Annotated in this window: 10 protein-coding genes and 1 pseudogene; 8 read left to right on the top strand and 3 right to left on the bottom strand. The window is 59.4% G+C overall.

Features of this window, described 5'->3' with window-relative positions:
* The first annotated feature begins 220 nt into the window (after positions 1 to 220).
* Positions 221 to 436 carry a ribosome modulation factor gene (locus tag RGM3321_RS27570; RefSeq protein ID WP_002553055.1) on the top strand — a complete coding sequence of 72 codons (216 nt, stop codon included), beginning with the start codon at positions 221 to 223 and terminating at the stop codon, positions 434 to 436.
* Between the two features lie 139 nt (positions 437 to 575).
* On the opposite strand, the gene RGM3321_RS27565 is transcribed toward RGM3321_RS27570, so the two are convergent.
* Positions 576 to 1,607, bottom strand: a complete 1,032-nt coding sequence (locus tag RGM3321_RS27565) for a quinone-dependent dihydroorotate dehydrogenase (protein WP_244395661.1) — start codon at positions 1,605 to 1,607, stop codon at positions 576 to 578.
* 283 nt (positions 1,608 to 1,890) lie between these two features.
* Between RGM3321_RS27565 and RGM3321_RS27560 the strand changes: the two genes are divergently transcribed.
* Positions 1,891 to 3,102: a CmpA/NrtA family ABC transporter substrate-binding protein gene (locus tag RGM3321_RS27560; RefSeq protein ID WP_244395660.1), complete on the top strand. Its 1,212-nt coding sequence runs from the start codon at positions 1,891 to 1,893 to the stop codon at positions 3,100 to 3,102.
* A 14-nt stretch (positions 3,103 to 3,116) separates the two neighbouring features.
* Positions 3,117 to 3,692, top strand: coding sequence for an ANTAR domain-containing protein (locus tag RGM3321_RS27555; protein WP_002553052.1), 576 nt, complete (start codon positions 3,117 to 3,119; stop codon positions 3,690 to 3,692).
* Between the two features lie 62 nt (positions 3,693 to 3,754).
* On the opposite strand, the gene RGM3321_RS27550 is transcribed toward RGM3321_RS27555, so the two are convergent.
* The gene (locus tag RGM3321_RS27550; RefSeq protein ID WP_244395659.1) at positions 3,755 to 5,002 is read right to left on the bottom strand and encodes a glycoside hydrolase family 68 protein; all 1,248 of its coding nucleotides are present in this window, start codon (positions 5,000 to 5,002) and stop codon (positions 3,755 to 3,757) included.
* A gap of 898 nt (positions 5,003 to 5,900) precedes the next feature.
* Here RGM3321_RS27550 and RGM3321_RS27545 point away from each other — a divergent pair.
* The 5 genes and pseudogenes from RGM3321_RS27545 (at position 5,901) to cobA (ending at position 13,780) form a co-directional block, all read left to right on the top strand.
* Positions 5,901 to 7,112 carry an MFS transporter gene (locus RGM3321_RS27545; RefSeq protein WP_002553050.1) on the top strand — a complete coding sequence of 404 codons (1,212 nt, stop codon included), beginning with the start codon at positions 5,901 to 5,903 and terminating at the stop codon, positions 7,110 to 7,112.
* Between the two features lie 7 nt (positions 7,113 to 7,119).
* Entirely contained in the window at positions 7,120 to 8,781 is a 1,662-nt protein-coding gene (locus RGM3321_RS27540) for a bifunctional protein-serine/threonine kinase/phosphatase (protein ID WP_244395658.1), read from the top strand.
* Between the two features lie 277 nt (positions 8,782 to 9,058).
* A pseudogene (locus RGM3321_RS27535) lies at positions 9,059 to 10,258 on the top strand (FAD-dependent oxidoreductase); the annotation flags it as partial.
* 26 nt (positions 10,259 to 10,284) lie between these two features.
* Complete coding sequence (locus tag RGM3321_RS27530; RefSeq protein ID WP_244395657.1) at positions 10,285 to 13,008, top strand: nitrate reductase; 2,724 nt, start codon at positions 10,285 to 10,287, stop codon at positions 13,006 to 13,008.
* Between the two features lie 10 nt (positions 13,009 to 13,018).
* Positions 13,019 to 13,780 (top strand): uroporphyrinogen-III C-methyltransferase, encoded by a 762-nt coding sequence (gene cobA / locus RGM3321_RS27525; protein ID WP_244395656.1) that lies wholly within the window; start codon positions 13,019 to 13,021, stop codon positions 13,778 to 13,780.
* 87 nt (positions 13,781 to 13,867) lie between these two features.
* Here cobA and RGM3321_RS27520 read toward each other — a convergent pair whose 3' ends face one another.
* A complete protein-coding gene (locus RGM3321_RS27520; RefSeq protein ID WP_002553044.1) occupies positions 13,868 to 14,902 on the bottom strand; it encodes an OmpA family protein in 1,035 nt (344 codons plus the stop codon).
* Between the last annotated feature and the right edge of the window lie 67 nt (positions 14,903 to 14,969).

Here is a 14,969-nt window from a genome sequence, read left to right as displayed (position 1 = left end):
ATCGCTTATTGCTCGACAGACCTGAATATGACGTGCTTATGACAAAACGATCATTCACACCGACCTGTGCTTTGGTTAGAAATCGTCTCAGGTCATCTCCGCAACGGTTATGACATCAAGGCCCGCGACGCCGGCAGCGGGCACCAACGGCAGAAGATTCTGCCCGACCTCATCACGGGGTCTCAGGGATATTACAGTCAACAGACGAGGGCATTACCCTATGAGAAGACTTAAGCGTGATCCGTTGGAAAGAGCATTTTTACGCGGATATCAATACGGCGTTCATGGTAAATCCCGTGAGCTTTGCCCTTTTACTCTACCGTCAGTACGCCAGGCATGGATCAATGGCTGGCGCGAAGGACGCGGCGACAACTGGGACGGTATGACCGGCACTGCGGGCATCCACAGACTCAACGAACTTCACGCGGTCGGATGAGGCGATTCAAAGACTTTCAGGCCTCTGTCGGGCCACCCACATGATTGACTGATTCACACCTGTACCATGCACGCCCGACCCGGGCGGCGGGCCAACGCCCAGGGGCTCTTTCGAGGAGCCCCTTTTTTTTGCCTTCGATTCAGCGTACGGCCGGTGGCATTGCCGCAATGGCGTCCACCGATTCGCGAATCAGCGCAGGGCCCTTGTAGATGAAACCGGAATAGATCTGCACCAGACTGGCACCTGCGGCTATCTTCTCGGCAGCATGCCGGCCTTCAGTGATGCCACCAGCGGCAATGATCGGCAGGCGACCTGCCAGTTCACTGGCCAGCACCTTGACGATGTGCGTGCTTTTTTCCCGCACCGGCGCGCCCGACAGACCACCGGCTTCATCGCCATGCGGCAGCCCTTCCACACCCTGGCGGCTGAGCGTGGTGTTGGTGGCAATCACTGCATCCATGCCCGACTCGATCAGTGCAGAGGCCACCAGCACGGTTTCTTCATCGCTCATGTCCGGGGCAATCTTGATCGCCAGCGGCACGCGCCTGCCGTGCCGTTGCGTCAGTTCCTGCTGGCGCAGACTCAGGGCCTGGAGCAGTTGCTTGAGCGAGTCACCGAACTGCAGGCTGCGCAGCCCCGGCGTGTTGGGCGAGCTGACGTTGACGGTGACGTAGCTGGCGTGGGCATAGACCTTGTCCAGGCAGATCAGGTAATCGTCCACCGCACGCTCGACCGGCGTGTCGAAGTTCTTGCCGATATTGATGCCCAGGATGCCGCGGTACTTTGCCGCCTGGACCCGGGACACCAGGTTGTCGACACCCAGATTGTTGAAGCCCATGCGATTGATGATCGCCTCGGCGTGCGGCAGGCGGAAAATGCGCGGCTTGGGGTTGCCCGGCTGTGGACGTGGCGTCACAGTACCGATCTCGACAAAGCCGAAGCCCAGTTGCGCAAAGCCATCGATGGCTGCACCGTTTTTGTCCAGACCTGCTGCCAGCCCCACAGGGTTGGGAAATTCCAGCCCCATCACACTGACCGGCAACTTCGCCGGGGACTTGCTCAGCAGGCCATTGAGGCCCAGCCGCCCGCCTGCACCGATCAGGTCCAGCGAAAGGTCATGAGAGGTTTCCGGAGAAAGTTTGAACAGTAACTGGCGGGCCAGGTTATACATGGCGGGATGGGCTCGTGAGCAGCTGAATTCAGGGTGGCGATTATAGACGTGTGCAGGCCTGTCAGGCGAGGCGCTCGACAAACTTGTTGCACGCACCTTGTATTGTCAGCAGCCTGGATTGCCAGCGCCTGGCCAGCAATGGCATATGCCTTGCTTAAAACCGCTATCGGCACTCGCTCCAACGGCGGAGCGGTGCGTGGACAACGGCGTCGCTTCGACACTTGCATCGGCAAGGGGTCGGACGACGCCTTTTTTCTGGACGGACCTTTATGAAGCACGCGTTATGAACGAACGAACCGGCAATGCGCTGGACTGGGTAGCCGGTAGCGACGCACCGGAAATGAACAGCCTGGACGTGGGCTTCATGGCACTCACCGACTGTGCCCCGCTGGTGGTCGCTGCAACCCAGGGTTTCGCCCAGCCTTACGGGCTCAGCCTGAATCTTGAACGGCAGACGTCCTGGGCCGGCCTGCGCGACAGGCTGGTCAGCGGCCAGCTTCAGGCAGCACACAGCCTGTACGGGTTGATCTATGCAGTCGAGCTGGGCATCAGCGGTGGTCCGGCGACCGACATGGCTATCCTCATGGGGCTCAATCAGAACGGCCAGTGCATCAACCTGTCCCGCGAATTGCAGGAGGCTGGCGTGATCACTCCTGAGGCACTGGATAAACGTGCGCACCAAAGCGGCTCAAGGCTGACTTTCGCCCAGACCTTCCCCACCGGCAATCATGCCATGTGGCTCTACTACTGGCTCGCCAGCCAGGGCATTCACCCGCTCGATGATGTGAACAGTGTCGTGGTGCCACCCACGCAAATGGCGCAACACCTGCGGGCCGGACGTATCGACGGTTTTTGTGTTGGCGAGCCCTGGGGGGCCAGCGCTGTGCAGCAGCAACTGGGCTTCACGATGGCGACCAGCCAGGCGATCTGGCCGGATCATCCGGGCAAGGTGCTGGGCTGCACCCGCGAGTTTGTCGAACAGAACCCCAACACGGCCAGAGCACTGATCATGGCGGTACTGGAAGCCAGCCGTTTCATCGAGCAAAGCGACCATAACCGGCGCAGCACCGCACAGCTGCTCAGCGGTGCGGATTATCTGGATACCTCGCCAGACTGCATCGAGCCACGCCTGCTTGGCCACTACAGCGACGGCCTCGGCAATCACTGGCAGGACCCGCATGCAGTCAGTTTTCATGATCAGGGGCAGGTCAATTATCCGTGGCTGTCCGACGGCATGTGGTTCATGACTCAGTTCCGGCGCTGGGGCCTGTTGCGTGAAGACCCGGACTACCTGGCTGTCGCCAGCCGTGTACAGCAACTGGACCTGTATCGCCAGGCAGCCGATGCGCTGGGCATCGACGCCCCCACTGCAACCCTGCGCAGCAGTCAGTTGATCGATGGCAAGGTGTGGGACGGCAGCGATCCCGCAGGCTACGCGCGTAGCTTCAAGCTCCACTCGCTGGCCGACAAAGCACCCGCTGTGGCCAGTCGTTGACGGAGAACGTGACCATGCTGCGTATCCTGCTTATCAATGACACGGCCAGAAAGGTCGGTCGCCTCAAATCGGCATTGATAGAGGCCGGTTTTGAAGTGATCGACGAATCCGGACTGATCATCGACTTGCCCGCCCGCGTTGAAGCGGTGCGCCCGGACGTCATCCTGATCGACACCGAATCGCCAGGACGCGACGTAATGGAGCAAGTAGTGCTGGTCAGCCGTGACCAACCGCGGCCCATCGTGATGTTCACCGACGAGCATGATCCGGGCGTGATGCGCCAGGCAATCAAGTCCGGGGTCAGTGCGTATATCGTCGAGGGCATCCAGGCCCAACGGCTGCAACCGATTCTGGATGTGGCGATGGCCCGCTTCGAGAGCGATCAGGCGCTGCGTGCGCAACTGCATGCCCGCGACCAGCAACTGGCCGAGCGCAAGCGCATCGAACTGGCCAAGGGGCTGCTGATGAAAATGAAGGATTGCAACGAGGAAGACGCGTACACCCTGATGCGGCGTCAGGCGATGAGTCGCCAGCAAAAGCTGATTCAGGTGGCCGAGCAAATTATCGCGATGAGCGAGCTACTGGGGTAAGCGAGCGAAGAACGCCTGCTCGCACAAGCGTTCTTCCCGCACTGGTTATTGCATGCGGTCGGTCAGCTCAGCACGACGTTCTTCATCGCCGGGATGTAGCCGTAGTCATACACTTCCTGCACAAACGAGCGGTCGCCCTCCAGCAGAATCCTCACCGTCGGCGCTTCGGTACCGCCAATGCGGTAATCCTCGCCAGAGGTGGGTACGCTGTCGATGAACGAAGTCACCAGACCGTTCGGCATCACACAGTGCGAGTAGGTCTGAAATGGCTGTGCAGGCGGATTGCCCAACACCAGGCCGGAGGCGTTCATCGGCCGGTAAGGACCGAACAAATGCTCGCCGACAAACCCGTAAACACCATCCGGACCCGTAACACCATCGGCATAAGTAAACTTGTGACTGATGGTAAACAAGTAATACTTGCCGTCCTGGAAGACATAATGCGGGCGTTCGGTCTGATCATTGACGCCTACTGCGGTGACCAGCGGCGGAAGTATTTCCCACTCATCGCCACTGAGGTCTTTCGCAACGGCCAGTCCGATACAACCGACTTGAAATCTGGCACCGCCTATATCCTCATGACCTGGCGGAACAGGACCCAGTTCTGCGGCGCCTACTGTATGCGTGCCGCGTTCGCCGGCAACATTACCTTCAAAAACCATGTACAACTTGCCATCATTGGGATCAATAAACGGACTGGGGTCGCGGAAGTTCCAGGTCGAGTTCTGCGCTTCGGTTTGATAATATTTGCCGTCGGCCTCGAACAGTGTTTTCACCTCCGTAAAGTCTTTCAATTCCACGCCCTTGTCGGACGTTACAATACGGCCACGGACTTTGGCAATTGCCGCCCCCGGCGTCACACAGGTGTAGTACAGGTCGATATCGCCTTTATCATTCAACAGTACGGGTGTACCCGCCCACTCCCGGGTGGTTGGCGACACACCTTCGGCCATTACCCGGCCACCGAAGATCCAGTCCTTTCCGGTGCGCGAGTACCAGTAGCACATGCGTGCCCGGCCATGACGATCTTCCCAGTCACGCTTGATGTCATAGCGGCCATTGGTACCGACATACTGCGGATCGTCGGGGTGGCGGTCAGCCGTCAGCGTGACGATCACCGACCAGCCGTTGACTGAAACCACGGTGCCGTCAAGCTCGCGCAACGGCATGGTGTCCCAGATGAATACGGTATCACTCATGACCGGAAAATCCGGGCTTACCAGAGGCTGCGTGGTAGTCGGATCATTTTCATTGACCTTCAGCGCATCAGCCCTGGACCAGATGGTAGGTGCGTAATTGATGTTACTCATGATGATGTCCTTTATTGGCGCCTGCAATGAAGCGCGAAGAGGAAGACAGCCCGGTCTGCGGGCTGTATTGCCGGGAGGAACCCAGGATCGGTATTTCAAGCCCTGGGGCAACTGAAAACCGGAAAAAGAGCGAGTAGCCGATTACTTTTTTTCAAAAGTAATCATTTATCGAAATTGACAGGCAATTTGCAATTACAGATCGCCGTAGTGAAGAGTAAATTCATGCCCTGATGAATGAGCCGTGTTAATCACGGTGCTATGAATGCTGTCAGAGATACCGGGCAATGTAAATTAAATATTGAGAGCGGTGTTATCGTACAACCTCAATAAACAGAACATTAATAAATATTAACACTTATTGATCATCGCTATTAAGACCGTCATACAAGCACATCAAAACAGCATCACAGTGACAGTACCTAATACCAAAACTAGTGGCGCATGAAATAATAATAACGCCATTGAACTTTAATAAAGTCTTCAGTAACCATGCTTTATCTCGCCCTGCCGGGCTGCAGGCTGTCGCTCGCGGCACGCCCTGTTTTACAGCGCTCTGCTGACGAGCGCCCGCTTCAAGGTCACTGACCGGCTCTCGCCTACTTCCTGGAAATCACCCAAACCCGCTCGCAGCTTGCAGCTAACCGCTTGCAACGCCATTGGCCCATCTCTTGCTTTAGCAATCGCTCGGTAGCCAACGGCGGCTATCACCCTTTACGACAAAGACGTCGCTCATCTCTTTCCGCTCACGTGGACAGAGAGGCGACGTTTTTTTCGTTTTGGCCCCGGCGACGGGGCCGGTGGAGTCGCCGTCATTCGGAACACTCCACCACAGCGTCTGGAATACCCCGTGTCGCGGTCATGGCCCGACTGACTAACTAGCAGATGATGAGGTGTGCACATGGATACAAGCTTCTGGAAGGCAGGCCATAAACCGACCCTGTTTGCGGCGTTTCTCTATTTCGACCTGAGTTTCATGGTCTGGTATCTGCTCGGGCCGCTGGCGGTGCAGATTGCCACTGACCTGCACCTGACCACTCAGCAACGCGGCCTGATGGTCGCTACACCGATTCTGGCGGGTGCCGTGCTGCGCTTTTTCATGGGTCTGCTGGCGGACCAGCTGTCGCCCAAGACCGCCGGCATCATAGGTCAGGTGATTGTCATCGGCGCACTGCTGGCAGCCTGGCAACTGGGCATTCATACCTACGGCCAGGTACTGCTGCTGGGGCTGTTTCTGGGTATGGCGGGCGCTTCGTTCGCCGTCGCGCTGCCTCTGGCGTCGCAATGGTATCCACCGCAGCATCAGGGCAAAGCAATGGGCATTGCCGGTGCGGGCAACTCGGGCACCGTACTGGCAGCATTGATCGCGCCGGTACTGGCCGCCAGTTTCGGTTGGGGCAACGTGTTCGGTCTGGCGCTGATACCGCTGGTTCTGACCCTGATCGCTTTCACCCTTATGGCGCGCAACGCCCCGGAGCGCAGCAAGCCCAAATCCATGGCGGACTACCTCAAGGCGCTGGGTGATCGTGACAGCTGGTGGTTCATGTTTTTCTACAGCGTGACGTTCGGCGGCTTCATCGGCCTGGCCAGCGCCCTGCCCGGCTATTTCAACGACCAATATGGCTTGAGCCCGATTACTGCCGGCTACTACACCGCTGCCTGTGTCTTCGGCGGCAGCCTGATGCGCCCGCTCGGTGGCGCGCTGGCTGACCGCTTTGGCGGGATTCGCACGTTGACCGTGATGTACGCCGTTGCGGCCATCGGTATCGCAGCGGTGGGTTTCAACCTGCCGAGTTCGTGGGCAGCACTGGCCCTGTTCGTTGCCGCGATGCTCGGCCTTGGTGCCGGTAACGGCGCGGTCTTTCAGCTGGTTCCGCAGCGTTTCCGCAAGGAAATCGGGGTCATGACCGGCCTGATCGGCATGGCAGGCGGCATCGGTGGCTTCCTGCTGGCAGCCGGTCTGGGCACCATCAAACAAAACACTGGCGATTACCAGTTGGGCCTGTGGCTGTTCGCAGGTCTGGCGGTGCTGGCCTGGTTCGGTTTGCTGAACGTTAAACGTCGCTGGAGAACCACCTGGGGTTCGGCGGCCGTGACTGCGGCGCGAGTCTGAACCGCCGATGACGCTGCAATTGCAGTTCGCTCAATTCAGCGCCAGCGGTCCGCGCGCGGAAAACCAGGATGCTCTGCGCCTGGTCACTCCGGCCCCGGCACTGGCCGCCAGCAAGGGCTATCTGTTCGCCCTTGCCGACGGCGTCAGCCAGTGTGCCGATGGCGCACTGGCTGCGCAGTCCACGCTACAGGCGCTGGCACTCGACTATTACGCCACGCCGGAAACCTGGGGCGTGACCCAGTCTCTCGACCGCCTGCTGCTGGCGCAGAATCGCTGGCTGCTGGCCAACGGTTTGCTGACCACCCTCAGTGCTCTGGTGCTGCGCGGACGACGCTTCACCCTGGCCCACGTCGGTGACTGCCGGGCTTATCGCTGGCAGGCCGGTACGCTAAAGCGCATCAGTGAAGACCACGTCTGGGAACGGGCAGACATGCAGCATGTGCTCAAGCGCGCGCTGGGCCTGGACCAATACGTGGTCATGGACTATCTGGACGGCGAGCTGTGTGAAGGTGAGCGACTGTTGCTGGTCAGCGACGGTATCTGGGCAACCCTTGGTGATGCCAGCATCCGCTCGATTCTGACCGAGCAGGACAACCTCGACTCCGCGGTGAAAACCCTGGTCAGCGCGGCGCACCTGGCGGGCAGCCAGGACAATGCCAGCGCCCTGCTGATTCAGGTCGATAGCCTGGGCGAGGACGATCTGGGTGACACACTGCTGCAATTGCAGCAATGGCCACTGCCACCCGCGCTCAAGGCGGGCCAGGGCTTCGAAGGCTGGACGGTTGGCAGCATCGTGGCGCAGTCGCGCCAGTCCATCCTTTATCGGGTGACGGATACCCTCGGCCAACCGTGGCTGCTGAAAACCCTGCCGGCCAGCCGGCATGACGAATCGGGTGCTGGCCAAGGTTTATTGCTTGAAGAGTGGTTTTTGCGACGGGTTGCCGGGCGCTTCTTTCCCGAGGTCCATCCGCTGGCAGACCGTCAGCACCTGTATTACGTAATGCGCGAGTATTGCGGAAATACACTGGTCGAGGTCTTCACACGCAACGGGCCGCTGCCGCTGGCTCAATGGCAGGACCTCGCAACCCGACTGTTACGCGCTGCGGGCCTGCTGCATCGGCGCAACATCATTCATCGCGATATCAAACCGGAAAACCTGCTGCTGGCAGATGATGGCGAATTGCGCCTGCTGGATTTCGGTCTGGCGTACTGCCCGGGGCTGTCAACCGGCAACGCTGACGACTTGCCCGGTACCCCGAGCTACATCGCCCCGGAAGCCTTCAACGGCGCTGAGCCGCATCCGCAGCAAGACCTCTATGCGGCAGGCGTCACGCTGTATTACCTGCTGACAGGCCACTACCCGTATGGCGAGATCGAAGCCTTTCAGCATCGCCGCTTCGGCACGCCGATCGCCGCCAGCCGTTATCGACCGGATCTGCCGCAATGGCTGAGCCAGAGTCTGGACAAGGCACTGCAAGCCGACCCGCACCAGCGTTACGAAACCGCCGAGCAGTGGTTACTGGAAATGGAGCAAGCCGAGCATCGCCCGGTGGTAGCAAAACCGCGCCCATTGCTGGAACGCGAACCGCTCAAAGTCTGGCGGACGCTGGCACTGGTCTCGATGCTGCTCAATCTTCTGCTGGTGATCTGGCTCATGAGCCATCACTGAACCAGACCGCCCTGCTTCTGTGCAACACGCCTCAACGCAGTGCAGAAATAACCTGAGGCATCGACCGTCCCCCCCTTTACGCAGGTAGATGCGAGTTGGCACAGGCGCTGCATGGTCTTGTGCAGATCATTCATAACGCGTAGCCCTCAACGATGAAGGCTGCGCCTCCCGATAGAACGGGACCGGACAAAGGCGTCCCCGTCAGGCAACTGGCGGGACGCCTTTTTTTGTTTGCGCGAAACGTGTCGAGCACGCGCTGCAGTGACTCGGAGGCAAGATGAAAAAACTCAAACTGGTGATGATAGGCAACGGCATGGCCGGCGTGCGCACACTCGAAGAGTTGCTGAAACTGAGCGAAGACCTGTATGACATCACGGTCTTCGGTGCCGAGCCACACCCCAACTACAACCGCATCATGCTGTCCCCGGTGTTGGCAGGCGAACAGAATTTCGAAGACATCGTGCTCAACGATCTGGCCTGGTACGAAAGCAACGGTATCCAGTTGTTGCTGAACCGTCGCGTGGTGAAGATTGACCGAATCAAACGCGTGGTAATCGCCGATGACGGCACCCAGGCCTCTTACGATCGCCTGCTGATCGCCACCGGCTCGCGACCTTTTATTCTGCCGGTTCCCGGCAACACGCTGGAAGGCGTCATCGGCTACCGCGACATCAGCCACACCCGCCAAATGATCGATACCGCCGTCACGCACAAACGTGCAGTGGTCATCGGCGGCGGCCTGCTCGGGCTCGAAGCTGCAAATGGCTTGAGCCTGCGCGGCATGCAGGTCACTGTGATTCACAACGGTCAGACGCTGCTGGAGCGCCAACTGGACAAAACCAGCGGGCTGATGCTGCAAGCAGCACTCGAAAAGCGCGGCCTGGGTTTTCGCCTCAACGAACAGACCGAAGCCCTGCTCGGCGATGATATGGGCCGTGTACGCGCGGTGCAATTCAAAAGCGGCGAGGTGATCGATACCGATCTGGTGGTCATGGCTGCAGGCATACGCCCCAACACCGAATTGGCCGAACAGGCTGGTCTGCCCTGCAACCGGGGCATCCTGGTCAACGATACCTTGCAGACCTACGACCCACGCATCTATGCGATTGGTGAATGCGTCAGCCATCGCGGCATTGCCTACGGGCTGGTGGCGCCGCTGTTCGAGCAGGCGCGGGTGTGTGCCAATCACCTAGCTCAGCTTGGCTTTGCCCGTTATCAGGGGTCAGTGACCTCGACCAAGCTGAAAGTCACCGGCATCGACCTGTTTTCCGCCGGAGACTTTCTCGGTGCCGAAGGCACTGAAAGCATCACCCTCTCGGATCCCATCGGCGGCGTCTACAAGAAACTGGTGATCAAGAACGACGTACTGGTCGGCGCCTGTCTTTATGGCGACACTGCGGACGGTAGCTGGTACTTACAGCAGATCCGTGATGGCCAGGGCATTGATGCCATACGCAATCACCTGATGTTCGGCAAACCCGACGCGCCAGAGGCCACCTGCGCATGACCAGCCTCGCCATTCAGACCACTCGGGTGACCGCGTCCACCTGCTGCTATTGCGGTGTGGGCTGCGGCGTGCTGATCGAGCATGACGGCCAGAATATCCTCGGCGTCAGCGGTGACCCGAAGCACCCGGCCAACTTCGGCAAGTTGTGCAGCAAAGGTTCAAGTCTGCACCTGACCGGAGACATCGAAGCGCGCGCACTGTACCCGGAACTACGCCTGAGCAAAGGCCTGGCACGCAGCGTCACCGATTGGGACACCGCGTTGGAGCACGCGGCCAACATCTTCGCCGAGAGCATCCGCGAGCACGGCCCCGACAGCGTCGCATTCTATATTTCCGGCCAGTTGCTGACCGAGGACTACTACGCGTTCAACAAGCTGGCCCGCGCACTGGTCGGCACCAACAATATCGACAGCAATTCACGGCTATGCATGTCTTCGGCCGTGGCCGGCTACAAGCGCAGCCTGGGCGCCGACGCACCGCCTTGCAGCTATGAAGATATCGAACTGAGCGATTGCGTGATGATCGTCGGCAGCAATATGGCCTACGCGCACCCGATTCTGTTTCGTCGACTGGAAGAAGCGAAAAGCCGTCGGCCACAGATGAAACTCATCGTCATCGACCCACGGCGCACCGATACCTGTGAACTAGCGGACCTGCACCTGGCGATTCAGCCTGGCACCGACGTTGCGCTGTTTCACGGCATCCTCCATGTGCTGATGAGTGAGAGCCTGATTGATCCCGGGTTCATTGCCGCACACACACAGGGCTACGAAGCGCTTTCAGCGCTGGTACGAGATTACCCGCCTGAACACGTAGCAGCCCTATGCGGCATTACCCAGGAACAGCTACACACCTGCGCACGCTGGGTGGGTGAGGCACCGTGCTTTCTGTCGCTGTGGTGCATGGGCCTGAATCAATCCACTGCGGGCAGCGCAAAAAACAGCGCACTGATCAACCTGCACCTGGCCACCGGGCAGATCGGCCGGCCCGGTGCAGGCCCCTTCTCGCTCACCGGCCAACCCAACGCCATGGGCGGACGTGAAACCGGCAGCCTGGCCAACCTGCTGCCTGGCCATCGCGACGCAGCCAATCTCGAACACCGTGCGCAGGTTGCGCACTACTGGGGCGTCGACAGCCTGCCCGCCAAGCCCGGTTTGTCCGCCATCGAACTGTTCGAGCAACTGCAGAGCGGTACGATCAAGGCATTGTGGATTGCCTGTACCAACCCGGCACAATCACTGCCCGATCAGAACAGAATCCGACAGGCGCTGGAAACCTGCCCGTTCGTGGTGCTTCAGGAGGCCTTCAAGACCACCGAAACGGCGCGCTATGCCGACCTGTTGCTGCCTGCCGCAAGCTGGGGCGAGAAAGAAGGCACTGTGACCAACTCAGAGCGGCGCATTTCCAATGTCCGCAAAGCCATTGCGCCCCCTGGCGAAGCGCGCTCCGACTGGGCAATCACTGTGGACTTCGCCCAGCGTCTGCAAAAGCGCCTGCAACCCGATGCACCTGCGCTATTCGATTTCCACACACCCAAGGCCTTGTTCGATGAATTCAAAGGCCTGACGGTCGGGCGGGATCTGGACATGTCCGGGATCGACCGCGAGCTCATCGACCTCCATGGCCCGCAGCAATGGCCCTTCCCTCGCGGTGCCAGCGTGGGCACGCCGCGGCTGTATACCGATGGTATTTTCCCCACCGACTCGGGCCGTGCGCAGTTTTTATCCGAGCCTTACATCGCCGCCAAAGAGCTGCGCGATGCTGACTACCCACTGACACTCAACACCGGCAGGCTGCGCGATCAATGGCATGGCATGAGCCGCACCGGCACGGCTGCGCGGCTGTTCGGGCATGTCAGTGAAGCGCTGTTGAGCCTCAACCCGCAGGACATGCAGCGTCATGACCTGCAACCTGGCGATCTGATCAAGCTGATCAGCCGACGCGGCGAGCTGTTATTGCCCGTCGGCGGCGATGACAGTGTTGCCTGCGGTCAGGCCTTCTTGCCGATGCACTGGGGCGACCGGTTTCTCAAGGGCGGCGTAAACACTCTGACTCAGCCAGCCTTCGACCCGGTCTCGAAACAACCGGAACTCAAACATTCCGGAGTCAGAATCGAAAAAGCTTATCTGCCCTGGCAGTTTTTCGCCCTGATCGAGGGCAATGTGCAGCAGCAGATGGAAAGGCTGCGCCCCCTCCTGTGCGACGTGTTTACTTACCTGAGCATGGGCCTTGCCGGACGCGAACGGCCTGCATTGGTCATACGCGCCGCCAGCGCCGAAGCGCCCGACCCGATGCTGCTGCAGTACATTGACCATGTGCTGGGACTCGATGACGGGCCGGTTATGGCTTATGACGACCCCAAGCGCTCAATTGGCAAGCGGGTGCGCATTGATAACGGCCGCATTACCGCCATCCGCCTGGCCGGTGAAACACTTGCCCGACACTGGCTGCAGGCGCTATGGCTGGAAGAACGAATTGATGCTTCGCTGCGACGCTGGCTGCTTGCCCCGCTCAGTAGCGAGCCTGGCAAGGACTCGGCGCAGACCCGTGACAAGACCTTGTGCAACTGCATGAACGTCAGCCAGAGCGCAGTAATGGACGGTATCGGGCGCGGCCTGGACCTGAATCACCTCAAGACACAATTGGGCTGCGGGACCCAATGCGGCTCCTGCGTGCCTGAAATAAAAAGACTGATCAACACCGTGACCGTTACCCAGTGAGGAGTGCAGCATGAGCGCAAAAGTATGGCTGGTGGGCGCCGGTCCCGGTGACCCGGAATTACTGACCCTCAAGGCAGTGCGAGCCTTGCACGAAGCCGACGTGGTGCTGATCGATGATCTAGTCAATACCGCAGTGCTTGAGCACTGCCCGAATGCGCGAGTTATCGCGGTCGGCAAACGCGGCGGTTGCCGTTCAACGCCACAAGCGTTTATCCATCGCCTGATGCTGCGCTATGTACGTCAGGGCAAATGCGTTGTGCGCCTCAAGGGCGGCGATCCGTGCATCTTCGGCCGTGGCGGCGAAGAGGCGCAGTGGCTGCAGGAACGCGGCGTCGCGGTGGAACTGGTCAACGGCATTACGGCGGGGCTTGCCGGCGCAACACAGTGCGGCATTTCGCTGACCCTGCGCGGTATAAGCCGTGGCGTAACACTGGTCACTGCCCATACCCAGGACGACAGCAGCCTCAACTGGCAGGCCCTCGCACAAGGCGGAACTACTCTGGTGGTTTACATGGGCGTGGCAAAGCTGGCGGAAATTCGCGAGAGCCTGCTGGCTGGCGGAATGAGTGGCGAGATGCCGGTGGCGATGATCGAGAATGCTTCACTGCCCTGGCAGCGCGAGTGCCGCAGCACGTTGAATGCGATGCAGCGCGACGCCAGCGCTCTCGAGCTGAAGAGCCCTGCCATTCTGGTGATCGGCGCGGTTGCCGCGTGCAGTAATGAGCTGCTGAATCAAACGCTGATGGATCACGCACAGCTGAATGCCGGCTGACCCTGCCTCCTGAGTAGCGTCTGCCTGAGCAAATCGCAGGCAAAGAAAAGCCCGGCCTAAGCCGGGCTTTTCAGTACAAGCGGCTAATTACTTAGCTTGAGCTTCTACTTCTGCTTCTACGCGACGGTTAACTGCGCGGCCAGCTTCAGTTGCGTTGTCAGCAACTGGACGGGATTCGCCATAACCAACCGAGTTTACGCGGCTAGCGCCAACACCGTACTGGTTAACCAGAACCTGTTTAACGGCGTTTGCACGACGCTCGGACAGTTTCTGGTTGTAAGCGTCAGGACCGACGGAGTCAGTGTGACCTTCAACAGTGGTGGTGGTCTGTGGGTACTGCTGCATGAAGTCAGCAAGGTTCTTGATGTCGCCGTAGCTGTTAGGCTTGACTACGGATTTGTCGAAATCGAACTTCACGTCCAGCTCAACACGAACGACTTCGGCAACTGCTGGGCAGCCATCAGCGTCAACGGTTACGTTGGCTGGGGTGTCAGGGCACTTGTCGACGTTGTCGCACACGCCGTCGTTGTCGCTGTCGGAGCACACTTCAGCTACTGGAGCTGGTGCTGCTTCAACTTTCTTGCTGCCGCCACCGAAGTTTACGCCGATACCGACGCTAGGCGCCCACTCGGTGTTGCCTTGGTCAATGTTGTACTGAGCTTCAACGCCTGCACGGGCATAGAAGTTGTCAGTGAAGTACAGCTTGGCGCCGCCGCCGATGTTGGCGAAGGTGGAACCGTCGCGACCGTTGCGAGCGTCTTGACCGATGCTCTGATCGGAGAAACCGGCAGACAGGTAAGGACGCAGCATGTCGCCCGGGTTGTTGAAGTGGTACAGAGCGTCCAGAGCGGTGTTGGCGCCCTTGATGTTCTTGCCACTGTCGCTACGGACGTTGTGGACTTCGTCGTAGCCCAGACGCAGCTCAACATCGTCAGTCAGGAAGTAGCCAACGGAGCCGCCGAACAGGTTGCCGTCGTTTTTGAAGTTACGATCGCTGTCGTAGTACTCTTTCTTGGCGAAGCCTTCGATTTCGACCGCGCCTTGGCCTTGAGCCAGCGCGCCGAACGAAGTTGCGGCAACAATAGTACCAATGGCCAAGCCCAAGGTGTTTTTCAGTTTCATCCGTTAAATCCCCATCTGATGATTATTAAGCAGTCCCACACAGGGGACAACTCAGCGGCGAGTCTAC

Origin of the sequence: Pseudomonas sp. RGM 3321, from assembly GCF_022836805.1 — a bacterium.
In the GTDB taxonomy this organism is placed as follows: Bacteria; Pseudomonadota; Gammaproteobacteria; order Pseudomonadales; family Pseudomonadaceae; genus Aquipseudomonas.
The sequence above is the reverse complement of the archived record's forward strand: the minus strand, read 5'-3'. Positions and strand labels throughout refer to the sequence as shown.